23 protein-coding genes are annotated in these 24441 nt (G+C 71.7%); 15 read left to right on the top strand and 8 right to left on the bottom strand.

The window, feature by feature from the left end:
- The first annotated feature begins 41 nt into the window (after positions 1-41).
- From N553_RS0105275 to N553_RS0105250, 6 genes are all read left to right on the top strand, one after another.
- Positions 42-1112 (top strand): amidoligase family protein, encoded by a 1071-nt coding sequence (locus N553_RS0105275; protein WP_028045658.1) that lies wholly within the window; start codon positions 42-44, stop codon positions 1110-1112.
- Complete coding sequence (locus tag N553_RS0105270) at positions 1109-1714, top strand: SigE family RNA polymerase sigma factor (protein WP_081844370.1); 606 nt, start codon at positions 1109-1111, stop codon at positions 1712-1714. Before N553_RS0105275 ends, N553_RS0105270 begins: the two co-directional genes overlap by 4 nt.
- Positions 1711-2397 carry a hypothetical protein gene (locus N553_RS0105265; protein ID WP_028045656.1) on the top strand — a complete coding sequence of 229 codons (687 nt, stop codon included), beginning with the start codon at positions 1711-1713 and terminating at the stop codon, positions 2395-2397. Before N553_RS0105270 ends, N553_RS0105265 begins: the two co-directional genes overlap by 4 nt.
- Before the next feature lie 196 nt (positions 2398-2593).
- The gene (gene pdhA / locus N553_RS0105260; protein ID WP_028045655.1) at positions 2594-3739 is read left to right on the top strand and encodes a pyruvate dehydrogenase (acetyl-transferring) E1 component subunit alpha; all 1146 of its coding nucleotides are present in this window, start codon (positions 2594-2596) and stop codon (positions 3737-3739) included.
- Positions 3736-4761: an alpha-ketoacid dehydrogenase subunit beta gene (locus N553_RS0105255; RefSeq protein WP_028045654.1), complete on the top strand. Its 1026-nt coding sequence runs from the start codon at positions 3736-3738 to the stop codon at positions 4759-4761. Before pdhA ends, N553_RS0105255 begins: the two co-directional genes overlap by 4 nt.
- 38 nt (positions 4762-4799) lie before the next feature.
- Positions 4800-6323 (top strand): dihydrolipoamide acetyltransferase family protein, encoded by a 1524-nt coding sequence (locus N553_RS0105250; protein ID WP_028045653.1) that lies wholly within the window; start codon positions 4800-4802, stop codon positions 6321-6323.
- 221 nt (positions 6324-6544) lie between these two features.
- Here N553_RS0105250 and N553_RS0105240 read toward each other — a convergent pair whose 3' ends face one another.
- From N553_RS0105240 to N553_RS0105225, 4 genes are all read right to left on the bottom strand, one after another.
- Positions 6545-7111 (bottom strand): ubiquinol-cytochrome c reductase iron-sulfur subunit, encoded by a 567-nt coding sequence (locus N553_RS0105240; protein ID WP_231505170.1) that lies wholly within the window; start codon positions 7109-7111, stop codon positions 6545-6547.
- An 89-nt stretch (positions 7112-7200) separates the two neighbouring features.
- Positions 7201-8442, bottom strand: coding sequence for a hypothetical protein (locus tag N553_RS0105235; RefSeq protein ID WP_197029907.1), 1242 nt, complete (start codon positions 8440-8442; stop codon positions 7201-7203).
- Positions 8443-8614: 172 nt separating this feature from the next.
- A complete protein-coding gene (locus N553_RS0105230; RefSeq protein WP_028045650.1) occupies positions 8615-10066 on the bottom strand; it encodes a HAMP domain-containing sensor histidine kinase in 1452 nt (483 codons plus the stop codon).
- Entirely contained in the window at positions 10063-10746 is a 684-nt protein-coding gene (locus N553_RS0105225) for a response regulator transcription factor (RefSeq protein ID WP_231505169.1), read from the bottom strand. Before N553_RS0105225 ends, N553_RS0105230 begins: the two co-directional genes overlap by 4 nt.
- Positions 10747-10893: 147 nt before the next feature.
- Between N553_RS0105225 and N553_RS0105220 the strand changes: the two genes are divergently transcribed.
- Positions 10894-11601, top strand: coding sequence for a hypothetical protein (locus N553_RS0105220; protein WP_034620678.1), 708 nt, complete (start codon positions 10894-10896; stop codon positions 11599-11601).
- On the opposite strand, the gene N553_RS21235 is transcribed toward N553_RS0105220, so the two are convergent.
- From N553_RS21235 to N553_RS21230, 3 genes are all read right to left on the bottom strand, one after another.
- On the bottom strand, positions 11584-12027 hold the full coding sequence (locus N553_RS21235; protein WP_197029906.1) for a hypothetical protein: 444 nt from the start codon (positions 12025-12027) through the stop codon (positions 11584-11586). The genes N553_RS0105220 and N553_RS21235 overlap by 18 nt on opposite strands.
- A gap of 3 nt (positions 12028-12030) precedes the next feature.
- Positions 12031-12543, bottom strand: a complete 513-nt coding sequence (locus N553_RS0105210; protein ID WP_081844466.1) for a ubiquinol-cytochrome c reductase iron-sulfur subunit — start codon at positions 12541-12543, stop codon at positions 12031-12033.
- A 147-nt stretch (positions 12544-12690) separates the two neighbouring features.
- The gene (locus tag N553_RS21230) at positions 12691-14538 is read right to left on the bottom strand and encodes an MDR family MFS transporter (RefSeq protein WP_051639843.1); all 1848 of its coding nucleotides are present in this window, start codon (positions 14536-14538) and stop codon (positions 12691-12693) included.
- A gap of 178 nt (positions 14539-14716) precedes the next feature.
- On the opposite strand from N553_RS21230, the gene N553_RS0105200 reads away from it, so the two are divergent.
- The 5 genes from N553_RS0105200 (at position 14717) to N553_RS25555 (ending at position 21306) form a co-directional block, all read left to right on the top strand.
- Entirely contained in the window at positions 14717-15424 is a 708-nt protein-coding gene (locus N553_RS0105200; protein ID WP_081844369.1) for a copper resistance CopC family protein, read from the top strand.
- A 23-nt stretch (positions 15425-15447) separates the two neighbouring features.
- A complete protein-coding gene (locus N553_RS0105195; protein ID WP_034620675.1) occupies positions 15448-17547 on the top strand; it encodes a cytochrome c oxidase assembly protein in 2100 nt (699 codons plus the stop codon).
- A gap of 153 nt (positions 17548-17700) precedes the next feature.
- Complete coding sequence (locus tag N553_RS24135) at positions 17701-18810, top strand: type IV toxin-antitoxin system AbiEi family antitoxin domain-containing protein (protein WP_051639842.1); 1110 nt, start codon at positions 17701-17703, stop codon at positions 18808-18810.
- Between the two features lie 13 nt (positions 18811-18823).
- The gene (locus N553_RS0105185; RefSeq protein ID WP_028045644.1) at positions 18824-20884 is read left to right on the top strand and encodes a prolyl oligopeptidase family serine peptidase; all 2061 of its coding nucleotides are present in this window, start codon (positions 18824-18826) and stop codon (positions 20882-20884) included.
- 95 nt (positions 20885-20979) lie between these two features.
- On the top strand, positions 20980-21306 hold the full coding sequence (locus N553_RS25555) for a DUF6458 family protein (protein ID WP_231505168.1): 327 nt from the start codon (positions 20980-20982) through the stop codon (positions 21304-21306).
- Positions 21307-21453: 147 nt separating this feature from the next.
- On the opposite strand, the gene N553_RS0105175 is transcribed toward N553_RS25555, so the two are convergent.
- Complete coding sequence (locus N553_RS0105175; RefSeq protein WP_231505167.1) at positions 21454-22143, bottom strand: alpha/beta fold hydrolase; 690 nt, start codon at positions 22141-22143, stop codon at positions 21454-21456.
- Between the two features lie 94 nt (positions 22144-22237).
- On the opposite strand from N553_RS0105175, the gene N553_RS0105170 reads away from it, so the two are divergent.
- From N553_RS0105170 to N553_RS0105160, 3 genes are all read left to right on the top strand, one after another.
- Positions 22238-22963, top strand: a complete 726-nt coding sequence (locus tag N553_RS0105170) for a YafY family protein (RefSeq protein WP_028045642.1) — start codon at positions 22238-22240, stop codon at positions 22961-22963.
- 99 nt (positions 22964-23062) lie between these two features.
- Positions 23063-24064: a hypothetical protein gene (locus tag N553_RS0105165; RefSeq protein ID WP_028045641.1), complete on the top strand. Its 1002-nt coding sequence runs from the start codon at positions 23063-23065 to the stop codon at positions 24062-24064.
- Between the two features lie 39 nt (positions 24065-24103).
- A complete protein-coding gene (locus N553_RS0105160) occupies positions 24104-24319 on the top strand; it encodes a hypothetical protein (RefSeq protein WP_028045640.1) in 216 nt (71 codons plus the stop codon).
- The last annotated feature ends 122 nt before the right edge of the window (positions 24320-24441 follow it).

The raw sequence follows: 24441 nt of genomic DNA, 5'->3' as shown, positions 1-24441 counted from the left end.
GCACCCCGACGCACGACGCCTCCGACGAGACGAGCACCCACGTGGACACCCTGACCATGCGCACCGGCTTCGAGGTCGAGCTGCTGGCGCCTGCCGGTTCCGACCGGCAGGTTCTTGCTGACGAGATCGCGGCACGCGTGCACGGACATGTCCGCCGGTCGTTCCACGCGGACAGCGAGCCGTCGACGGTGCCGGGCGTGGGCGTCTTCCGCCACCTGTCCCCGGCGTTCGACGTGGTCGACGTGGACGGGCGCCCGGTGGCGAGGGTGGTGGACGACATCACGATCTCGGCCGACCTCGCCGCGGTGCCTGGACGTCCCGGGCACCGCGGCTGGTACCGGGTCCTGTCCGACGACGCCCGGCTCCTGCGGCTGATCGAGCGGCACGCGGACCCGGAGGCCTCGCTGGGCACCGTGCTGGAACCGGTCGCCGAGCTGTTCGGGGTCGGTGTCGACGTGCTGCCCGCTGCGGCGCGCGTCGACGACACGGCCGGCGCGACCGTCGCCGTCGCGCTGCCGCTGCCGCCAGGGCGCGAACGTCCGTGCGAGATCATCACGCCGCCGTTGGCCGCCGGGCACCGGGACGCCCTGGAGCAGCTCCTCGCGCCGGCCCGGGACCTCGGCTTCACGGTTCCGAAGGAGGCTGCGGTGCACGTGCACCTGGACGCAGCTCCGTTCCGCGCGCCGCAGGCCTTCGCGAACCTCGTCCGGCTCTTCGGCCACTGGCGTGGGGTGCTGTGGTCGGTTCTGGGCACCAACCCTGAGTGCGTGCGGCTCGCCCCGCTGCCGCAGGCACTCGTCGAGCTCGTCGAGGAACCCTGGGAGGACGGCGGCTGGGTACCGCTGCGGGACGCGGCACGGGCCACAGGGCTGACCAAGTACGCCGACGTCAACCTCACGCAGCTCGTCAGCGCGCGCCCCCTGCGGGAGACGGTGGAGGTGCGGATCCTGCCCGGCGGGATCGACACCGATGCGATCGTGGGGTCGGCCGCGGTGGTCGAGGCCGTGCTCCGGCGCTGCCTCGAGCATGGCCCGCTGCCCCGGCCCGGTGCCGGAGCGGACCTCGATCCGCACGCCGCGCTGGACGAGCTGCTGGCGGTGGTGCGCCGATGACGACGTGGGCATCGGCGCGCGGGCCGAACAGTGCCGCGATCCCCCAGGTCAGGCCGGCGCCTGTCGACCCCGACGTCGCCGCCGCGCCGGAGGTCGTCGCCCGACACCTCGACGACGTGGTCCGCGACCACCTTCCCGGGCTCCTGCGGTACGCGACGGTGCTCACGGGCGACCCGCACACCGCGGCAGACCTCGTCCAGGAGGTTCTGCTGCGCGCGCACGTGCGCTGGACGCGCATCTCGCTCATGGCGCGGCCCGACCTGTACCTGCGGCGGATGGTGACCAACGAGCACCTGTCGTGGCGTCGCCGGTGGCACGTGCGCACCATCCACACGACGACCGACGACGTCCTCGACGCCCGCATCGCCCCGCAGGCGGACCACGCCCAGCACGTGGTCGAGGACGACGCGATGTGGCAGCGCCTCAGCGAGCTGCCGCCGCGGCAGCGCGCCGTCCTGGTGCTGCGGTACTACGAGGGGCTCGACGACTCGGAGATCGGCGACGTGCTGGGCACGTCGAGCGCCACCGTCCGTTCCCATGCCAGCCGCGCGCTGGCGACCTTGCGACAGATCGACCTCACGACCCCTCCGGAGACGTCATGAACGAGCACTCTCGCGACGCGCACGACCCCGCCGACGCCGAGCTCATCGAGCGGATCAACCGAGCGCTGCGCTCGCGCGCTACGGAGCAGCCCGACCCGGCGGTCGTGACGGCTCGCATCGAGGCGGAGCTCGCCCAGCTCGGGCAGGCACCGGTGAACCTTCTGGTGCGCCGCAGCGCGAAGGTCGTCGCCGCGGGCGTCGTTACCTCCGTGCTGGTCGTCGCGGGTGCGGGTGCTGCGGCGGCGGCCAACCCGTACTCACCGGTCGCACGGACGGTGGAGAACGTCGCGCACGCCGTCGGGATCGACTGGTCGGCGATGCCGGACGGGTACACGCGCGAGCAGTACGAGGCCTTCTGGGCCACCTACACGGTCGACGACATGGAGACGTTGTCCGCGCTGTGGAACATCGGCGCCACCGAGACGAAGGCGCGCGCAGGGCAGATGATCCTCGACGGGCAGACCCCACCGGTGACCCCGTCGGCGCCTGCCGAGCCGCCGTCGGACGACCAGCAGGACGCGCGGGACGCGTTCTGGGACGCCGGCTACACCAGCGAGGACGTCGGGGCGCTGAGCGAGCTGTGGAGCATCGATCCGTTCGAGACGAAGGCGCGTGCTGGCCAGATGATCCTCGATGGCGAGCAGCTCCCGGTCGCGCCGGGCACGAGCACTCCCGCTCCGTAAGCGGTCCCGGACCTCACCTGGACGGTGGGTCGACCGGTTCTCCTGAACGTGTCGCGGAACGTCGCGGCGGGCCTTGGTGACAGTCTGTCGACACAACCTACGGTTCCGTAGGCTACGGTGTCGTAGGTTGCGAGCCGGTGGCTCGCGACGGACCTGCCCGAGCGGCCCCCGACCGCTGCACGCGAAGGAGAACCGCGTGGCCTCGAACGGCCCAGTCACCGAAGAGGGACTCGTCCAGCTGCTGACCCCCGCAGGTCAGCGCACGGCCCATCCTGACTACGACGCCCGTGTGGCGCACCTCGATGCCGAAGCTCTGCGTGGCCTCTACCGCGACATGGTGCTCGTCCGCCGGTTCGACAACGAGGCGACCTCGTTGCAGCGCCAGGGCGAGCTCGCCCTCTTCGCGCAGGGGCTCGGTCAGGAAGCAGCGCAGATCGGCTCGGGCCGGGCGCTCGCCAGGCACGACCACGTGTTCCCGAGCTACCGCGAGCACGGCGTCGCCTACACGCGCGGGGTCGACCTCGCCGACGTCCTTCGCCTGTTCCGTGGCATCGACCACGGCGGCTGGGACTCCGAGGAGCACGGCTTCCACCTGTACACGCTGGTCATCGGCTCGCACACCCTGCACGCGACCGGCTACGCCATGGGCCTGCAGCGCGACGGCGCCGTCGGCACCGGGGACCCCGACCGCGACTCGGCGGTCATCGCGTACTTCGGCGACGGGTCGACCTCGCAGGGCGACGTCAACGAGGCGCTCGTCTTCGCCGCCGTGAACAACGCCCCGGTCGTCTTCTTCTGCCAGAACAACCAGTGGGCCATCTCCGAGCCGACCACCCGCCAGTCCCGGGTGCCCCTGTCGGAGCGTGGGCGGGGCTTCGGCGTCCCGAGCGTCCGCGTCGACGGCAACGACGTCCTCGCCACCTACGCCGTGACGGCGGAGGCGCTCGAGCGGGCGCGCAACGGCGGAGGACCCACGTTCATCGAGGCGTTCACCTACCGGATGGGCGCACACACCACCTCCGACGACCCGAGCCGGTACCGCTCGGCCGCCGAGGAGGACCACTGGCGTCAGCGCGACCCGATCGACCGCCTCCGCACACACCTCGAGGAGCGCGGGGAGCTTCCCGCAGACTTCGTCGCGACGCTGGAGTTCGACGGCGACGCGCTCGGCGAGCGCCTGCGCGCGACGGTCAAGGCCATGGGGCGTCCGTCGGCCGCATCGATGTTCGAGCACGTGTACGCAGCACCGCACTCGGTCGTCGAGTCCGAGCGCGCCTGGTTCGAGCAGTACGAGGCGTCGTTCATGGACGCCAGCCAGTCCGGCGAGGGGAGCCACCGATGAACGCGCCCGTACAGACGACGAGCTCCACCACCGGCGTGCAGACGCTCACGATCGCGAAGGCGATCAACCTCGGGCTGCGCCGGTCGCTGGAGTCCAGCCCCAAGGTGCTGCTCATGGGGGAGGACATCGGCGCGCTCGGCGGAGTGTTCCGGGTGACCGACGGGCTGCAGAAGGACTTCGGCGGCGACCGGGTCGTCGACACCCCGCTCGCGGAGTCGGGCATCGTCGGCACGGCGATCGGCCTGGCGCTGCGCGGCTACCGCCCGGTGTGCGAGATCCAGTTCGACGGGTTCATCTTCCCGGCGTTCGACCAGATCACGACGCAGCTGGCCAAGATGCACTACCGCTCCAAGGGGCGGCTGAACCTCCCCGTCGTCATCCGCGTGCCCTACGGCGGCGGGATCGGCGCGGTCGAGCACCACAGCGAGTCGCCCGAGGCCCTCTTCGCGCACACCGCAGGCCTGCGGGTGGTCAGCCCGTCGAGCCCGGCCGAGGCGTTCACGATGATCCAGCAGGCCATCGCCTCGCCGGACCCGGTGCTGTTCTTCGAGCCCAAGGGTCGGTACTGGGAGAAGGGTCCGGTCGATCTCGACGCCCCGCTCGGCGCACCGCACCCCGGCCTGGACACCGCGAAGGTCCTGCGTCCCGGCACCGACGTCACGCTCGTCGCCTACGGTCCGACGGTCCAGACGGCGCTCAAGGCCGCCGAGGTCGCGGGCGCCGAAGGCACGTCCATCGAGGTCGTCGACCTGCGCGCCCTCTCGCCGCTCGACACCGCGACCGTCGCGGCGTCGGTGAAGAAGACGGGCCGCTGCGTCGTCGTCCACGAGGCGCCCGTGCTCTACGGCACCGGCGCCGAGGTCGCCGCCCGCATCGCGGAGGACTGCTTCTACCACCTGCACGCCCCCGTGCTCCGCGTCGGCGGGTTCCACGCCCCCTACCCGGTGGCCAAGATCGAGCACGACTACCTGCCCGGGCTGGACCGAGTCCTCGACGCCGTGGACCGTTCGCTCGCCTTCTAGTCTGGCCTTGTTCGACGAACTGCCGAGGAGACCTAGCCGTGCCCACGTACCAGCAGTTCCCGCTCCCCGACGCGGGTGAGGGCCTGACCGAGGCCGAGATCGTCGCGTGGCACGTGGCCGTCGGTGACGAGGTCACGGTCAACCAGACCATCGTCGAGATCGAGACTGCGAAGTCGCTGGTCGACCTGCCGAGCCCGTGGTCCGGCGTGGTCACGCGGATCCTCGTCGAGCCCGGCCAGACGGTCGACGTCGGGACCCCGATCATCGAGGTCGACACCGACCCTGCCGGCGCCCCGGCGGACGACGGCGCCGAGTTCCCCGCGTCGAAGGCCAGGATCTCCGACGAGGGCGGCGGCGCGATCGAGCACGGGCACCGCGGACGCCCCAACCGTCACGAGGGAGTCGAGCCCGGAGGGTCCGACGAGATCGCGGCCGCACGTGCGGGTCGAGCAGGACGCCCGGACAGTGGCGTCAGCGCCCCGCGCACGGCCGGCGGGTCCGCGACAGCGGAACCCGCCGAGGATGCCTCACCGGACACCACCACCCCCGCCCAGGCGCCCGCCGCGCGGGAGGCCGTCCTCGTCGGCTACGGCGTCGCCGAGGCAGGAACCGCACGTCGCGAGCGTGCAGCGAACGGTGCCGAGCACGGCAACCGACCGCACGCGCTGGCCAAGCCGCCGGTCCGCAAGCTCGCCCGTGAGCTGGGCGTGGACCTCGACTCCATCTCGCCGACCGGCCCCGGCGGCATCGTCACGCGCGAGGACGTGCTGGCGCGGGCGGCGCAGGCAGAGGCTCGGACGCTGGCCACCTACCCCGGCGACGACGCGCCCTGGCTCGCCAGCGGCTCGGTCTCGCCCGACGGCAGGCAGACCCGGGTCCCGGTGAAGTCGGTGCGCAAGCGGACCGCCGAGGCCATGGTGACCAGCGCGTTCACCGCACCGCACGTCACCGTCTTCCAGACCATCGACGTCACCGCCACGATGAAGCTGGTCGAACGCCTCCGCAACGACCGCGAGTTCGCGGACGTCCGGGTGACCCCGCTGCTCATCGCCGCGAAGGCGCTCATGCTCGCCGTGCGGCGGCACCCGGAGATCAACGGCTCCTGGGACGAGCAGTCGCAGGAGATCGTCTACAAGCACTACATCAACCTCGGGATCGCGGCCGCAACGCCCCGCGGGCTCGTCGTGCCGAACATGAAGGACGCGCACCGGCTGAGCCTCAAGGAGCTCGCGGTCGCGCTGTCGGAGCTGACCTCCACCGCGCGTGCGGGCCGGACGACGCCCGCCGACATGTCCGACGGGACGATCACGATCACGAACGTCGGGGTGTTCGGCATCGACACCGGTACGCCGATCCTCAACCCGGGCGAGGCCGCGATCCTCGCGTTCGGGGCGATCCGTGAGCAGCCGTGGGTGCACAAGGGCAAGATCAAGATCCGCCACGTCACGCAGCTCGCGCTCAGCTTCGACCACCGGCTCGTCGACGGTGAGCTCGGGTCGCGCGTGCTCGCGGACGTCGCCCGCGTCCTGCACGACCCCGCGCAAGGGCTCGTCTGGGGCTGAGCGCTAGCGGGTCGTGGGTCGGCGTTCGATGACGATCGTGACGGCGCCGAGCGCGATCCCGGCGACGCCGTCGAGCAGGAACGCCGGACCACGATGTCGACCGGCTTCATGCTGGTCGCCCACAGGTCGAGGTGCACCACCGCGGACAGCCTGAGGCAGGCACGCACGAGTGGGCGCAGCACGTCGACGTCACCTGCCGCCCGCCTCGGCGCTCCACGGGCTCAGGCCTTGCCCGGGAGGACTTCACCATCGACGACGTGCACGTCGACCCTGGGCAGGGGTTTCGATGCGGGACCCGAGACGTTCGCGCCGGACAGGTCAAACACCGAGCCGTGGCACGGGCAGACGAGCTCGCCGCCGTCCCCCGTGACAGTGCAGCCCTGGTGCGTGCAGACCGCCGAGAGCGCGACGATCGTCCCCGACGCCTGCGTCAGGAGGAGCTCGTTCCCCTCGGCGTCCCTGACGGAGAGCGCGCCACCCTCGGGGACATCCGAGACCTTGGCGAGCGCTCCCGACCCGCCGCCGGGGGTCTCGCTCCGGGTTCCGGCGCCTGTCGAACCACCACCACCGCATGCGGTGAGCACGCCGGCTGCGGCAACGCCGGCGGTGACCAGTCCCGCCTGCTTGAGCATCTGGCGGCGATCGAGACAGCCGAGGCAGCCGGACGCGTGCTCATGGTTGTTCGGGTTCGGTGTGTTCGGGGTATCCAGCAGCGAGGACATCGGCACCTCCGTGGCGCGTCGGGACGAGCTGTCAGTTGTCACGAGGTGGAGGTTGAGGACGCTCACCGCAACCTCCACCTGTGTGCCGAGACGCGAGCGTCGTGCGTGCGGTGCCTTCGGCTGCTGACCTTGGTGAGGTCACACCCGACGCGTCGTCAGGGCTCGCGGAGGGAGACCGTCATGATGCCCGCGCACATCTCGTCGCTGGTGCCGTCGCCCCACACCACGTAGCGCGGCGGCAGCTTGCTCAGCTCCGGCAGCTCCTTGCGGAGCCCTGCGTCGTGCGTGCACGTCACCCGCAACGTGTCTCCCGGACCGACGTCCACCGGCGACGGCAACGTCACCAGCCGCTGGTTGTCGAAGTCGAACTGCGGCACGTCCAGCACCACCTGGGCGTTCGGCGTGCCCGGGTTGAGCTCGACCTTGATCGCCCGCCCGAGCAGGTGCATGTGGCCGAAACCGCCGAACAGCGTCATCGGCACCGGCACCTCGTGATCGCAGGTCTGGGTGTCGCCGGGCTTCGGCGTGCCCTGGCTGCACTCCTCCACCTGCTCGTCCGCCATGCCGCCGACATCCTCCCCGAACCGCTTCGTGACGTCCGCGATCGAGGCCGCGCGGTCGCAGAGCGGACCGGACTCGTCGGCGGTGCAGGGCAGCTCGGTCGGCGCGTCGAACGGGACCGTGATGAGCTCCCGGGTCTGCGGCGTGCCGTCCGTCAGTCGCAGCCGCACCGCCGTCTGGTCCGACCCGGCCGGCTCGCCGTCGGTCGCGAGCAGGTTGTAGTGCATCTGGAGGATGAGCAGGGTGCCCGGCTCCAGCTTGAAGCCGACGTCCTGCGTGAACAGAGCCTCCGTGGCGCCGGGCGCCCAGGTGTCCACCCACGTCGCGCCGGGGTCGGCGTCCTCGTCCTCGCCGCTCTCCACGTCGGCGCCAGCCACGCCGGTCCCCCCGAAACACTGCCAACCGGGTCCGGGAACCTTCGCGTCCTGCGCGCGCACCAGGTCCGCAGCACCCGGAGGCACCGCGTACACGATGCCGTGGTGCGCGATGGCGACGTTCTCCGGCATGACCTGGGTCCCGGTCAGGAACGCCGTCTTGGTCAGGCCCGGATCGATCACCTGGCACCGGTACTCGTCCGTGCCGCCGCCCGCCGGCGGCTTCGGCGTGTAGGCCTCGGCCGTCTCCAGGTCCAGGAACCGCTCGCCGGCGCGCAGCGGCTGCTGGGGAGCCGGCAACCCGCCCGCGTGCTCGTGCGCGCCGTGCGAGCCGGTCGCGGCGGGCGCCGCAGGGCTGTCCGCGTTCGCACTGCAGGCCGCGACGGCGATCACCGTCGCCAGCGCCATGGTGGCCGCCCAGAGTGTCCGCCGTGAACCGGACGGCGCTGCGTTGACTGCCATGACTAGCCTCCTGCTGCGGGTTGCACCGTTGGTCTGAGGCCTCCTTCCTAACGAGCGAAACTTAGATACCTGTGAGAGCACCGCTCAGCTCGGTGGGCTGAATCAGGTGCGCAGCCCGCGCGCCGTGCTCGATGGCTGTCTCGCTCGTCCTGCACGGCGCCGACAGGGCGGGTCAGCGGACCGCGGTGTCCTCGCCGGCTGTGAGCCGCGCGATCGGGGCGGGCGGGGCCGCGGCCGGAAGGTCGACCCGAAGCAGCGCGCCACCGCGTGCGGAGCGGGCGACGGTGACCCGGCCGTCGTGGGCGTCGACGACCCGCTGCACGATCGACAGCCCCAGTCCGGATCCCGGTAGCGCGCGGGCGCTGTCCGCGCGGTAGAAGCGGTCGAACACGCGCGGTACGTCGGCGGCGTCGATGCCCGGCCCGGCGTCATCGACCTCGAGCACTGCGGACGCGCCCTCGGCTCGGAGCCGGACCTGGACCGGGTGGTCCACGGGGGACCACGTTCCGGCGTTGTCGATGAGGTTGAGCACGGCCCGCTGGAGCGCAGCGGGACGCCCGCTCACCCAGACGGAGGTCACGTCGAGCTCGACCTCGATGTCGGGCCCGCGGGAACGCGCCCGGGTCGCGGCTGCCACCACCACGTCGGCGAGGTCGAGCAGCTCGGTGCTCTCGTCGCTGACGTCGCCCCGCGCCAGGTCGGTCAGCTCGGCGGCAAGGGTGCTCAGCTCGGCCACCTGCGCGCCGAGGTCGTTGAGCAGCCGGGTCCTGCTCTCCGCGGGCAGTGCGCTGTCCAGGGTGCCGCGCCGATCGAGCCGGATCAGCAGCTCGACGTTGAGGCGCAGGCTGGTGAGCGGGGTCTTGAGCTCGTGGGCGGCGTCCTCGGCGAGCAGCCGCTGAGCCCGCCGGGAGTCCCGGAGCGCGGCGAGCATGTCGTTGATCGACTGGATCAGCCGCCGGATCTCCCCTCCGCCCTCGTCCGGGATGTCGGCGGCGAGGTCGCGGGTGCGCGCGACACGTACGGCGGCGGCGGTCAGCCGGTCGATCGGTGCCAGCCCGATCCGCGCCACGGTCCGCCCGGCCAGGGCGCCGCCGACCACGCAGAGCAGCCCGATCAGCAGCATGCCCAACCCGAACCGGGTGAGCGGGCTCTGGTCGGCGACGCGGGCGACCTGGACCGCGCCGTCGCCCACCGGCAGCGTGTAGATGAAGTAGTCGTCGCCGCCGCCGTCGTCGTCCTCCATCAGGTCGCCCGAGGCGCCACCCGCCACGCGCCCGGCGTCCTCACTGACCGGGGGCAGCGCAGGTTGGCCGGCCGGCGTCCGGGTAGAGCCGTCGGGCAGGATGACGCGCACCAGCCGACCGGATCCGGGATACGGCGCGAGCTGGACCTGCGCCAGACCGGCCCGCTCGGCGTTCGTCGCGAGGACGCGGGACTCGGCGCGCAGCTCGTTCTCGGCGGTCCCCTGCAGCTGCCAGTACAGCAGGGCGGCGCCCCCCAGGAATGCCACGAACACGCTGACCGCGATGGCCGTCGCCGCGACCACGGTGAGCCTGGTCCGCAGGGACCACCGGCGCCACCATCGGGTCAGCCGGTGCGGTTCCCGGCTGGCGGGCTTGCTCACGGAGGAGTCTCGCGCAACGTGTATCCCATGCCGCGCAGCGTGTAGATCAGTCGCGGCTCACCCTCGGCCTCCATCTTGCGGCGCAGGTAGCTCACGTATACCTGGAGGTTGTTGGCGGTGGCGCTCATGTCGAAGCCCCAGATCGCCTCGAACAGCATGTCGCGGGTCAGGACCCGGGTCGCGTTGGCCACGAGGACCTGCAGGAGCGAGAACTCGGTCCGGGTCAGGTGCAGCGGCCGCTCGCCACGCCACGCCTCGAACCGGTCGGGATCCACCCGGACGTCGGCGAACGACAGGATCTGCGACTCCTCGTCGGTCGGCATGTGCCGGCGCAGCAGGGCCCGCACCCGGGCCAGCAGCTCCTCGGTGGCGAACGGCTTGGGCAGGTAGTCGTCGGCACCCGCGTCGAGGCCCGCGACCCGGTCGGAGACCTGGTCACGCGCGGTCAGCATCAGCACCGGCAGCTCCTGACCTGCGGCCCGCAACCGCCGGCAGGTCTCGATCCCGCCGAGGCGGGGCATCATCACGTCGAGGATCAGCAGGTCCAGCGCGTCGCTGCCGGCCCCACCGACGCCGTCGAGCACGGCGAGACCGTTGGCGACGGTGCTGGTGTCGTAGCCCTCGACCTGGAGCACCCGCTCGAGCGACTCACGGATGGCTGCGTCGTCATCCGCGATCATGATCCGCACGCCGGCCCGCCCCCCTTCCGGTCGAAGCTTCTGCCGCCATTGTCCCCGGTCAACCTGAGGCCAGGATTAGGGGTTCGCTGGGGACTGCTGGCCGGAGCATCTGATCCTGCGGTGGTGTGCGTGTGACAGGCTCCGAGCATGAGCGCAGTGCGCACCCTGACGGTGGACGACGACCTCACGCTGAGCCGCATCGGGTACGAGCGCGGCGAGGTGCTCCAGCCTGACGACGGCGGGCCGCTCGCGCACCGCTACCGGGTCGACACGTCCAGCAGCCTCGTGGTCGACGGACTCGTCCTCCTTGAGTCGACCGAGGCCGGTCTGCGCTTCCTCGACACCAACGGGCTCGCGTTGACCGTCCGCGACCTGCGTCGGTTCCGCATCCTGCTCAAGGTCGCCGACGCCCGTCCCGCGGCAGCCCGTGCGGGAGCCCCGGTGGCGACGACCCGAGCGCCCCAGCCGCCGACCGGCGAGTCGGGACCTGACCTGGCGAAAGTGCCTCAGGAGCTCCGCGACCTGCGGGACGACGCCTTGGACAACGACCTGCTCGACGGCGTCGACTTCGCAGTGGTCGGGGTGAGCGGATCGGTGGGTGCCGAGTGCATCGCCTTCGAGCCGGCCGGCGAAGGGTTCCGCGTCTCGTACCGAGACGCTGGCGTCGCAACCGAGCTGTTCGCGTCCCGGTCGATGGCGCAGGCCCGGGCCGTGTTCCTCGATGAGGCGTGCTGGCTGGGCGCCGAGCGTGGCCGCGGGGCGTACGTCGGCCGGTCACAGGCGGTCGGGACCGAGGACTGGACGCCGGCGCAGGTGGTTGCGGCGTACGAGCGTCGGCTACTCAGCGACGACTGACCGCTCGGCAGTCGTGTCACTCGTGGGCAGACCCGCCACGGGTTGCCGTTCGACGACGATCGCGACGACTCCGAGGGCGATCGCGCCGATCTCGGAGATCGCGGCGAGCCACACCGGGTAGCCCGTCCACTTCTCGTGCACCTGGAAGAACCCGCCGGGCGTCGTCGAGATGATGAAGGCCGTCAACGTCGCGACGCCGAACCCGATCGCCCCGAGCAGCGGCAGCCAGTGGCGCCACACCAGGACCAGGACCCCGAGCACGATCCCGCCGAAGCCGTTGAGCAGGAACGCCGGACCGACCACGTCGAACGACTGGGCCCAGTCCGTCCACAGGAACAGGTGCACGACCGCCGACATCATCAAGCACGCGCTGAGGAGCGCGCGCAGCACGTCCGACGTCGCCTGCCGCCCGCGATGCCATTCCACGGTTCAGGCCTTCCCCGCGAGGACTTCGCCGTTGGTGACATGCACGTCGACCTCGGGCAGCGGGTCGGGGGCAGGCCCTGAGATGTTGCCGCCTGACATGTCGTACACCGATCCGTGGCACGGGCAGACGAGCTGGTCGCCGGCCGCGGCGACCGTGCAGCCCTGGTGCGTGCAGATCGCCGACAGCGCGACGACCGTCCCCGCGGTCGGCTGGGTCAGGATGAGCGGGTTCCCGTCGGCGTCCTCGACCGCCAGAGCGCCGCCCTCGGGGATGTCCGAGAGCTTGGCCAGGGCACCACCCGACGCCCCACTGCTGCTTGCGTCACCTGCGCCGTCCGCGCTGCCGCCTGACGAACCGCCGCCGCACGCCGCGAGGACGCCGGCCGCCGCGACCCCCATGGTGACGAGCCCGGCGCGGGCCAGGACCTGACGGCGATCGAGACAGCCGGTGCAGCTCGCGGCGTGCAGGTCTGACGTCGGATCCAGTGTGTTCGAGGTATCCAGCAGCGAGGACATCTGCACCTCCGTGCGTGAGCCGGGACGAGCGGTCACCCGTTGACACGAGGCGGAGGCCCGGGAAGTTCACCGCCAAAGGCACCAGTTCCTACGACGCTAGCGCCGACCGACCGGGCGGGCGGCGCGCCCCGCGGCACGCAGCAGCGATCAGCTGCCGACGGAGTCCTGTGCCGGCTCGGAGTCGGCACGTTCGACAGCGGCCTGGTCGGCCACGATTGCCGCCACACCGCCCACCGCGGTCGCACCGGCCGCCGCCACGGGCGCCTGGGCTGTTGCCGCCGCACCGGCTGCTGTGCCGGGCGCATCGGCAGCAGCTGCATCGGCTGCGTCGGCGTCCATGCGGCCCTGGATGCCGGACACGTTGCGCAGCGGCAGCTCGGGGAGCAGCGCCGTGAGGACGATGCCGACGGCGATGATGCACGCGGCGACGAGCAGGACCAGGTCGATCGACTGCGAGAAGCCGTCGAGGAACGGCCTGGCCAGCCGGGGGTCGAGGTTGCTGATGAACGAGGAGTCGTTCAGTGACGGAAGCGTTGCCGACGAACCGGGCTGCAGCAGTCCGAGCACGGGTGCGTTGGCTGGGTCGCCCTGGACCGCGGGATCCGCGACCGCGGCCCGGAAGGCCGGCGTCTGGGCGGCCGTACGGAACGCCGCCGTGATGTTGTCGCCGACCGTCGAGAACAGGATCGACAGGAAGACCGCCGTCCCCAGCGTGCCGCCCATCTGGCGGAAGAACAGGGACGACGACGTCGCCACGCCCATGTCTCGCACCGGTACCGCGTTCTGCACGGCGAGCACGAGCGGCTGCATCGTGAAGCCGAGCCCGAGCCCGAAGACGACCGAGGAGGCGAAGATGAAGTTCAGCGACGTGTCGGTCTGGATCCGCGAGAACATCAACGAACCGCCGGCCATCAGCATGGTGCCGAACACGGGCAGCGCCTTGTAGCGGCCGGTGCGCGAGGTCGTCTGACCGGCGATGATCGAGCCCGCCATGATCCCGAGCGTGAACGGGATGAGCGTGAGGCCGGCCGAGGTGGGCGTCTGGCCCTTCACGATCTGCAGGTAGAGCGGAAGCGTGGCCAGACCGCCGAACATGCCCAGGCCGATGACGACGTTGGCACCCGCACCGATCGAGAAGGTGCGGTTGGAGAACAGGTAGAGCGGCAGGATCGCGTCTCCCTTGGCGAACCGCTCCGCGAAGACGAACCCGACGAGCCCCAGCACACCGATCGCGTAGCAGGCGATCGCGTCGGGCGAGTCCCAGCCCCACTGGCGGCCCTGCTCGGCGACGAGCAGCAGCGGCACGAGCGTGACGATGAGCAGGAGCGCACCCGGCCAGTCGATGCGGTGCTGGATCTTCTTCATCGGTGGCAGGTGCAGCACCCGGGAGATCACGATGAGGGCGATGATGCCGATCGGCACGTTGATCAGGAACACCCAGCGCCAGCCTGCGATGCCGAGGATGGTCTCGGTGCCGGCGAAGAAGCCGCCGACCACGGGGCCGAGCACGCTCGAGACGCCGAAGACGGCGAGGAAGTACCCCTGGTACCGCGCACGCTCGCGGGGGGCCACCAGGTCACCCAGGATCGTGATGGCCAACGCCATGAGGCCGCCTGCGCCGAGGCCCTGCAGCGCGCGGTAGCCCGCGAGCTCGTACATCGAGTTGGCCGTGCCGGACAGCAGCGAGCCGAGCACGAACAGCGAGATCGCGATCATGTAGAGCGGCTTGCGCCCGTAGACGTCCGACAGCTTGCCGTACAGGGGCGTCGAGATCGTGGCGGTCAGCAGGTACGCGGTGGTGACCCAGGCCTGCAGCGAGAGCCCGTTGAGGTCGTCGCCGATCGTCCTGATGGACGTCGCGACGATCGTCTGGTCCAGGGCCGCCATGAACATGCCGAGCATGAGCCCACCGAGGATCGTGAGGATCTCGCGGTGCGTCGGTGCGTGGAAACCTGAGGCTGGTGCGGGCGGTGCGTCGCTGCGCTGCTGGGACATCGGGCCTTCTTGTCACGGGTCGAGGAGGGCCGGGGGCGCCGGGGCACGACGCTACGGGAGCGGTACGACACACGCCGGGTTGTGCCGGACAACCATTCAAGCGTCAACGACGAGCTGATGCGCATGTGTTCCCGGTCGCTTGAGATCGGCTGCGCGTGGACCGGCTACGGTGTCCGGCATGTCCGAGCCAACGACGGCCCTGCGCAGGGCCGTCCGGCGCGTGGTCGCGGTCGTCGTCGGACTCTGCGCACTTGTCCCGCTGGGCGCCCCGGCGGCCCAGGCCCACAACCAGCTCCTCAGCACCGACCCGCCTGCCGACGCGGTGCTGCCGGTCATGCCCGACCACCTGACGCTGACGTTCGCCGAGGACGTCTCGCCCGTGGGTGTCGCGCTCATGGTGCACCGGCCGGACCAGGCCGTCGTCAACATCGGGGTGCCGACGACGGACGGTGCGGTGGTCACGCAGGCCATCGCCGGTGACCTGCCGGCGGGGCTCTACACGGTCATGTACCGGGTCACGTCCGACGACGGGCACGCGATCGACGGCCTTTACACCTTCACCACGCAGGGTCCGACGACGATCCTCGGTGAGGGCGCCCCGGTCGACGTGGCCGGTGTCCCCGCGGCGGAGCAGCCGATGATCATGGACAACGGCACCATGGTGCCCGCGTCGCCGCCGGCCGAACCGCCCAGCGAGCTGGCCTCCACCAGCGGCCACGCGTCGGGCGCGACCGTCGTGAACCCATCGGCGACCGCCGAGCCGAGCTCGGCTCTCCCCGACGCGCGAAAGGTGCGGGGGGGAGTGCTCCTCGGCATCGCTGCGGTGCTCGTCGCCGCAGGTGGCCTGACGGCCGTGCTGCTGATGCGGCGCCGTCCGCTCGACTGACCGCGGCAACCTAGGCTGAGCAGGTGAGCGCGCCGGCGACGAGCGCCGGAGGAACCGGTGCCACCAGATCCCTGGGTCCGTCGCGCGTCGTCGTCCTCCCGCTCGCCGCCGTGGCGTTCGCGCTGCTCGGCATCTGGTTCTCCGGCGCGGCCCTGGCGACGGTCCTGCGCGACCCCGGTCCGGTCGTCCGGTGGGCGCTGCCGGCGTCGTCGACCCTCTCGGAGCTCGCCGGGTCGGTGACCCTCGGGGCGCTGTTCCTGGCTGTCGGCATCCTGCCGCGGGTCACGTCCAGCGACCGTCCGGCCCGCGCCGCCCGTGCGGGCGTCGGCACGGCGGACGGTTCGGCCTACCCGCGCAGCCTCGTGGTCGCCGGGATCGCCGCGGGTGTCTGGACCCTGCTGTCGATCGCGCACCTGGTCCTCACCTACGCGGACGTCGCCGGGCAGGCGATCTTGTCCGACGACTTCGGCCAGCAGCTCGGCGTGTTCCTGACCGAGATCGACCTCGGGCGCACGCTCCTGCTGGTCACGACCGTCGCAGCCGTCGTCACAGCCCTGTCGCTCGTCGTCGCCACGCCGACCGGCGCCGCCTGGACCGGGGCGCTCGTCCTCGTCGCGCTGTACCAGCAGGCACAGCTCGGGCACGCGGCGGGCGCGTCCGGGCACAGCATCGCCACGTCGTCGATGGTGGTCCACCTTGTCGGCGCCGCCGTGTGGATCGGGTCGCTCGCGGCGCTCGCCCTGCTGGTCGCCCGCGTCGGGACCGACCTGTCGACGGCGGTCGCCCGCTACTCGGTCGTCGCCGGTTGGTGCTTCGTGGCCGTCGGTGTCTCCGGCCTGGTCAACGGGCTCCTGCGTACCGGCGGGTGGTCGGACCTGACGACGACCTACGGCGTCCTGCTGCTCGCCAAGGCGGCGCTGTTCGGGGTGCTCGGGCTTCTCGGTCTCGCGCACCGCCGGCGCGTCCTGCCGCGTCTGGGCGGTGGAGCCTCGGGGTCGGTGCGACGGCTCGGAGGGGCGCTGTTCTGGCGTCTCGTGCTGGTCGAGCTCGTCGTCATGGGTGCCGTCTCAGGCGTCGCGGTCGCGCTCGGTGCCACCGCACCGCCCGTGCCCGAGGAGGCGCCCGTCGACCCGTCACCCGCGTACCTGATCACCGGGCACCCGCTGCCGCCCGAGCCGACACCGATCCGCTGGATCACCGAGTGGCGCTGGGACCTGGTGCTCGCGTTCGCGGCCGGCGCGGGCCTGGTCGTCTACTGGCGCTGGGTGCTGCGGCTGCGCCGACGCGGAGACCAGTGGTCATGGGTCCGCGCCGCGTCGTGGACGGCGGGCGTCCTCCTGTTCGCGTGGGCGACGAACGGTGCCCCGAACCTGTACGGGCACGTGCTGTTCAGCGGGCACATGATCCAGCACATGACGCTGGCGATGCTCGTGCCGGTGTTCATCGTGCTGTCCGCACCCGTCACCCTCGCGCTGCGCGCACTGCCCGTCCGCTCGTCGCTCCTGCGGTCCGACGACTCCCGTGGGCCCCGTGAGTGGATCCTCGTCCTCGTCCACAGCCATGCCGGCACGTTCCTGGCGAACCCCCTGGTCGCGGCCGTGAACTTCATCGGCTCGATGGTGCTCTTCTACTACTCGGGGCTCTTCGAGTGGTCGCTGCGCAGCGACGTGGGGCACCTCGCGATGGTCGTGCACTTCACGCTCGCCGGGTACCTGTTCGTCAACGGCCTCATCGGGGTCGACCCCGGTCCACGCCGCTGGGGCTACCCGCAGCGGCTGCTCCTGCTGTTCGGCACGATGGTGTTCCACGCCTTCTTCGGGGTCACGTTGGTGACCGGCGAGGCGCTGTTCGTCGCCGACTGGTTCGGGTTGATGGGGCGCCCGTGGGGTGCGTCGGCGATCGCGGACCAGCAGGCCGGTGGGGCGTTCGCCTGGGGCATCGGTGAGCTGCCCACCCTGGTGCTCGCGATCGTGGTCGCCATCCAGTGGTCGCGCGACGACGAGCGCGTCGCCCGCCGCCGCGACCGCCGGGTCGACCGCGACGGCGACGTGGAGATGGACGAGTACAACGCGATGCTCGCGAACCTGGCCGCCCGCGACGCGGCCCAGCCTCCCTCTCCCTGACGCGCCGCGAACTTGCCTCTGTGCAGCGGACTCGGCCACATCGCGTGCATATGGACGAGTTCGCCGATCACGTGATGTGACCCCATCCCTCGCGGGGTCGGGATGGCACGGCGCGTGCCGCGGCAGCGCAGCGGGCGTCGGCAGACTCCTGCTGTGCGCCTGCCGCGAGCCGTTCCCTCCTCACTGCTCGCGCTCGCGCACATGCAGGGCGAACTGCTGTCGTCCGCGCAGTGCGATGCGGCAGGGGTGACCCGCGGGCAGCGGTCGCGCCTCGTGGCGTCCGGCGTCTGGCAGCGCCCGACGAAGGGCGTCGTGGACGTCGACCCTCTGATGCAGCACCTGCCGAACGGCATCGATCGTCGCCGGCGCCGGGCCGCGTGGCTCGGTCTGCTTGCCTACGGACCGGAGGCGGTCGCGGTCGGCCAGTGCGCGCTCGTCCTCCATGGGGTCGCTGGCCTGCCGATGCAGGTCACCCCGGAGATCGCGCTGCCCCGGGGGCGCTCGGTCCGGGCCCGCGACGGGATGCGTGTCCGGTACGCCGATCCGGTTGAGCTGCTGCGGTACGGGCCCCGGAACATCGCGGCGCTGGTGCCGGCGCTCGTGCAGGCGCTGCCCGACATGCCCAGGAGAAACGCCGTCGCTGTGCTCGACGACGTGCTCCACCGCAGGCTGCTCTCCGACGAGGCGCTGGCCGGGATCGAGGCCCGCCTCGTCGGGCGTCGCGGAGCAGTCAGGGTCCGGAGCTGGATCAGGCTGGCCGATCGGCTTGCCGAGTCCCCGCTCGAGACCTTCGCGCGCATGGAGTGCGTGGACGCAGGAATCCCTCCGGACGCGCTCCAGGTGGAGATCCGGGATGCCCGGGGCGTGTTCGTCGCCCGTGGGGACATGGGCTGGCGCCTGCCGTCGGGCAGGTGGTTGATCGTCGAGGTCGACGGGCACGAGTTCCACGAGGCGCCGGCAGCACTGCTGCGTGACCGCAGCCGACAGAATGCGATGCTCGCGACCGGCCAGGTGGACCTGATCCGTGTCACTGCCCACGACATCGGCCGCCCAGGCACCGTGGCTGCCTTGGTCCGCGCGGCGCTCATCCGAGCCCCCTCGGGCGCCGAACCTGTCGATGCGCGGGCCAAGCGGCCGAAGACCGTGCATGTCGACCAGTTGGTTCGCGGGCGACGAGTCGGGTCCGCGGAGCCGCCGCGCGGGTCTGCACGGCGGGGCCAGACTGAGGGCGCGGTCTCCGGGCGGGCGGCCGACCCACCGTGATAGGACAAAGGCCATGGGTGAGACCTCGTTCCATGACCTCGACGACTACGTGGCGATCCCCCGCCTGAGCGGGTTGGTGCTCAGCAAGGACGGGACGAGGCTCGTCACGAGCGTCGCGACGCTGGACGGCAAGAGCACCAAGTTCGTCACCGCGCTGTGGGAGGTGGACCCGGTCGGTGAGAACCCGCCCAGGCGGCTCACCCGCAGCGCCAAGGGTGAGGCGAGCGCCGCGTTCACCCACGACGGCGACCTGCTGTTCACGAGCGCACGACCTGACCCGGACAAGGACGACGACGACGACCCCGTGCCCGCCCTGTGGCTCCTCCCGCGGGACGGTGCCGAGGCTCGGGTGGTCGCGGACCGGGCGGCGGGTCTGGGTGACGTCCGGGTGGCCCGTGATGCGCCGGTCGTGCTCCTCGGGTCGGAGGTGCTTCCGTCCGCAGCCGACGACGAGGGTGACGCGAGGCTGCGGCAGGTGCGCAAGGACAAGTTGGTCTCGGCGATCCTGCACGACGGGTTCCCTGTGCGGTACTGGGACCACGACCTCGGCCCTGCTGCCCCGCACCTGTTCACGGCGACGCTGAGCGACGACGTCACGCAGCCGCTCGCAGGTGCTCGTGACCCGCGGCTGAGCGTGAAGGACATGACGCCGGACGCGCGTCAGCACCTGATGGACCAGACGTCGGCGATCAGTCCGGACGGCGCGACGGTGGTCAGCGGCTGGCTGGAGCCGGGGCGCGCCGGCGAGAGCCGCAGCCAGCTGGTCGCGATCGACGTCTCGACGGGCGAGCGCCGGGTGCTGGTCGACGATCCCGCGGCGGACCTCTGGAACCCGGTGGTGTCGCCCGACGGGCGGTGGGTCGCGTACACCCGTGAGGCGCACTCGACCCCGTACGTCGCGCCCGTGGTGCGGTTGGCGGTGGTACCGCTGCACGGGGGTGAACCCAGGATCCTGGCTGACGGGTGGGACCGCTGGCCGCACGACCCGGTGTGGCTGCCGGGATCGGACGGCGTGCTGGTGACGGCCGACGACGACGGTCGGGGGCCGATCTTCCGCATCGACCTCGAGGCGGGGTCCGTGACGAAGGTGACCAGCGATGACGCCGTCTTCACGGATGTGAGCATCAGTCCTGACGGTCGCACCGCCTACGCGCTCAAGACGTCCTACGAGGCGCCCTCGCACCCCGTCCGGATCGACCTGACCCAGGACGCCCCGGTCGCCAGCACGCCGCTGCCGGGTCCGGTGGGTCCGCTCGAGCTGCCCGGCGTCCTGGAGGAGGTCGAGTCGACGACGGAGGGTCGGCGTGTCCGCGGATGGCTGGCGAGGCCGACGTCGAGCAGCAGCACCGAGAAGGCCCCGCTCGTCCTGTGGATCCACGGCGGTCCGCTGAGCTCGTGGAACGCCTGGTCCTGGCGGTGGAACCCGTGGATCCTCGTCGCACGCGGGTACGCGGTGCTCCTTCCCGACCCTGCCCTGTCGACCGGCTACGGGCAGCAGTTCGTCCAGGACGGTTGGGGTGCGTGGGGCGCGGCGCCGTACACGGACCTCCTGGCGATCACGGACGCCGTGGAGCTTCGCGACGACATCGACGAGACCCGCACCGCCGCGATGGGTGGCTCGTTCGGCGGCTACATGGCCAACTGGGTGGCCGGCCACACGGACCGGTTCTCCGCGATCGTCACGCACGCGAGCCTGTGGGCGCTCGACCAGTTCGGGCCGACGACGGACGTCGCGTACTACTGGGGCCGCGAGATGACCGAGCAGATGGCGCTCGAGAACACGCCGCACCGGCACGTCGAGAAGATCGTGACGCCGATGCTCGTGGTGCACGGCGACAAGGACTACCGCGTACCGATCGGCGAGGGGCTGCGGCTCTGGTACGAGCTGCTGTCCAAGAGCGGTCTGCCGGCCGACGGCGACGGGAAGAGCCCGCACCGTTTCCTCTACTTCCCCGACGAGAACCACTGGGTGCTCAGCCCGCAGCACGCGATCGTCTGGTACCAGGTGGTGGAGGCGTTCCTGGCGCAGCACGTGCTGGGCGAGGAGGCCCTCTACCCCGACACGTTGGGGTGACATTCGGTTCTCAAGATGCGGCGCCCGTGGTCCGGCACCAGACTCGCCCGTCATGGACGGGCGACCAGTAGCCCGCCGCAACGGAAGGGACCGACATGGGTATCGGAGGCGGAATCGGCCTGATTGTGGTCGGCGCGATCATGTCGTTCGGAGTCAGTGACCGGATCGACGGTGTGAACCTGACCGTGATCGGCTACATCTGCATGGCTGCTGGGGTGCTCGCGCTGATCCTGGCGGTCGCGTTCAACGCCCAGCGCAACAACACGAGCCACCGTGAGGTCATCGAGCAGCGGACCACGCCGCAGGCTGCCCCTGCCCCGCAGGCAGCCCCCGTGGCGCAGGCGCCCGTTGCCCCGCAGGCCGCCCCTGCTCCGCAGGCGCCCCCGGCCCAGGCGGCACCCCCGGCTCCGCCGGCAGTCTGACCGGGACGGACGCCAGGTCCCACAGCACGACGGGCCGCAAGGACGAACGCCACCGACGCGAGTGCGACGTCGGTGGCGTTCGTCGTCGTCGGCCGAGTCCGCCAGGGATCCGGCGGCGCAGGGCCGACGCGCGGTGCGCTGGGCTCCTCAGACGCGGGTCGCCTGCACGATCGCGTCCGCGAGGTCGTCCGGGCGCGACCACATGGGCCAGTGGCCGGTCGGCAGGTCGACGTAGGTCACGTCGAACTCTGACAGCTCGGTGAAGAACGGCGGTCCTCCGTGCGCCATGGGCTTGAGCTGCTCGGAGGACATGCTCGTGCAGATCGCCGTGACAGGGACCGAGAAGCGCTCGGGATCGCCGACGCGCACCGGGCCGCGGCGTGCCCCTGCCGGGTGGGGGACAGCCCGCCGGGCGAACTCGGCGAGGTCGTCGTCGGAAAGCCCCTGCAGGCTCTGGTCGCCGAGAACCTCCCAGGACGGCATCGGCTCCTCCGGCTGGTCCGTGCCGAGGAACGGGTTGGGCACCGCCCCGTCCTGCTGCGGTCCGCTGTCCACGTAGATCGCCCGCCGGATCCTCGAGGGCCGCTGGTCCACGACCCCGCTGAGCACCGTGCCCCCGGCGCTGTGGCCGACCAGCACGACGTCGCCGTCGAGACCGTCGACGAGGTCGACAACCGCCCGCACATGGTCGTCCAGCGTGATCGAACCGCGGTCGACCGCGTCCGGCTCAAGTCCGGGAAGGGTCACGGGGTAGGCGTCGAGTCCCTCGTCGCGGAGCGTCCCGACGACGCGGTCCCAGGCCCACGCCCCGAGCCATGCGCCGGGAACGAGAATCACTGAGGTTGGTGTTGATCGTGGTGTTGTCATATGACCAGCGTCCACGCCTCGTGGTGACACCCTCCTGTCACCTTTGTGTCACCATGCTGGGACGATGAACCGCACCGACCGCCTCTACGCGCTCGCCGAGGAGCTCCGCCGCGCCGGACCGGCCGGGACCACGAGCACGCGCCTGGCGAGGCTGTTCGAGGTGTCGGCCCGCACGGTCAAGCGCGACGTGTCCGCGCTCCAGCAGGCCGGCCTCCCTGTCACGGCCCAGGCTGGGCTCGGCGGCGGCTACGTCCTGGAGGCGTCGATGGGTCTCCCGCCGGTGAACTTCACGCCGGCGCAGGCCGTCGCCCTCGCGCTCGCGGTCCGCGCGCTGCCGCCGGGAAGCCCGTTCGGGACGGACGCCGACGCCGCCCGCGCCAAGGTGCTCGACGCCCTCCCGCCCGACGCCCGCCGCCGCGCGGATGCGCTCGCGGCCCGCGTGTGGTCCCGGGCGGTGCCCGCGCAGGGTCCAGGCCCGGAGGTCCTGCGTGCCGTCGAGGAGTCGCTCGACCGGTCCTGGGTCCTCGCGATCGAGTACGAGGCCTCGGACGCTCGGGTGACCCGCCGGCGCATCGAGCCGATCGTGCTCGCTCGCACGGGAGGCCTCTGGTACCTGATCGCGTGGTGCCGCCTGCGCGCCGACGTCCGCTGGTTCCGCCTCGACCGGGTCGTGCGCGCCGACCTGACGCCCGAGCACTACGAGCCGCGGCCCGTCGCATCGGTCGGGGAACCGCCTGCGGACGCCCGACCGGTCTCCGCTCGCCCGTCGGACCCCGCCGCGTGGCCCTGACGTGCGTGTGGGTGCCGGCGTGCAGACTGGCGGATGCCCGGACAGACCGAGCATTCATCGGAGAGCATGTCGGTGATCGCCGACGAACCAGGGGGACAGATGGACGAGCGTGAAGCGCGCGAGGTCAAGGCGCAGATGGTCGACTACACGCGGCAGCTCTCCGAGAGGCTCGTGCGACCGTCAGACGTTGCCCACGGCGCGCCGGCCCTCGCGCTGGGTCTGGCACGCCAGCCCGACGGTTCCTACCAGCTCGCCGTGCGCTACCGGTTGGGCACCTCGTCGGTCCGCAGCGTCGCACGCAGGGTCGTCGACAAGATCGGACCCGAGGACACCGACGTGCGCCGGACGGGCCGCATACGGGGTCTGAGCGACGAGACCGACGTCCGCCCCCGTCCACCGGTGATCCGTGCGCGGTCGCTGGGGGAGACCGGTCGGGTCCGGCCGCTGCGGCCCGGCGCCTCGATCGCACACGTCGACGTCAGCGCCGGAACGCTCGGGGCCTTCGTGCACGTCGACGGTGCAGTTCATGTGCTGTCCAACTACCACGTCCTGTCGGGCACCCCGCAGGCATCGGTGGGCGACGTGGTCGTGCAGCCAGGTCCGGCGGACGGCGGACGAGCCCCCCGGGACCGCGTCGGCACCCTCGCTGCACGCGTGGAGCTCGAGCCGAACGGTCGAGCGCTCGTGGACTGCGCGGTCGCGCGGCTGGACGACGAGTTCACCGAGCCGGACCTGCAGTACCCGGTCGGAAGGGTCACGACGACCGCGGGGGTGCTGGGTGGCGAGTCCGTCGCCAAGATCGGCCGGACGACGGCCGTGACGTACGGCAGGGTGACGGCGATCGAGCTCGACGACGTGGTGGTCGGGTACGGCGACGAGCTCGGTGAGCTGAGCTTCGACAGGCAGATCGAGGTCGAGTCCACGGGCCCCGGACCGTTCTCGCGCGGGGGTGACTCCGGGTCGTTGGTCTACCGTGAGGATGGTGTCGCACTCGGGCTGCTCTTTGCAGGCTCGGAGTCCGGGGGCCAGAATGGCTCAGGGTTGACCTACGTCAACCCGATCGATGCCGTGCTCGGCGCACTGGGCGCAACCCTGGTCTAGGGTCCGCCGCGGCGCCGACGGCGTGGAAGGCGGAGCACAGTGGCGGACATCGAGCAGGCGCGGGCCGCGAAAGAGCGGTTGCGCACCACCCTGCAGGGCCGCTCGGATGTGCGCGGTATCGGCATCGCGAGAAACGGCAACGGGTACGAGATCCGGGTGAACGTCTCTCGGGACGGCCGCCACGATCTGCCCGGCATGGTCGACGGCGTGGACGTCCACGTCCGCGTGGTCGGTGCGATCCGCGCGTCCGCCTGACCGGGCCTGAGGTGCGAGACCGTCGCGGTCGATGCGTCACGTTGGGCCATTCGGGTTCAGCCCGCGGCTGGGGCCCGTGTGCACCCGCCGAGATGCGCCGAGATCGCGCGAATTGTCGCGCG

The organism is Cellulomonas sp. URHE0023 (genome assembly GCF_000688475.1).
GTDB lineage: Bacteria > Actinomycetota > Actinomycetes > Actinomycetales > Cellulomonadaceae > Cellulomonas.
This window is presented reverse-complemented; position numbering and strand designations above follow the sequence as displayed.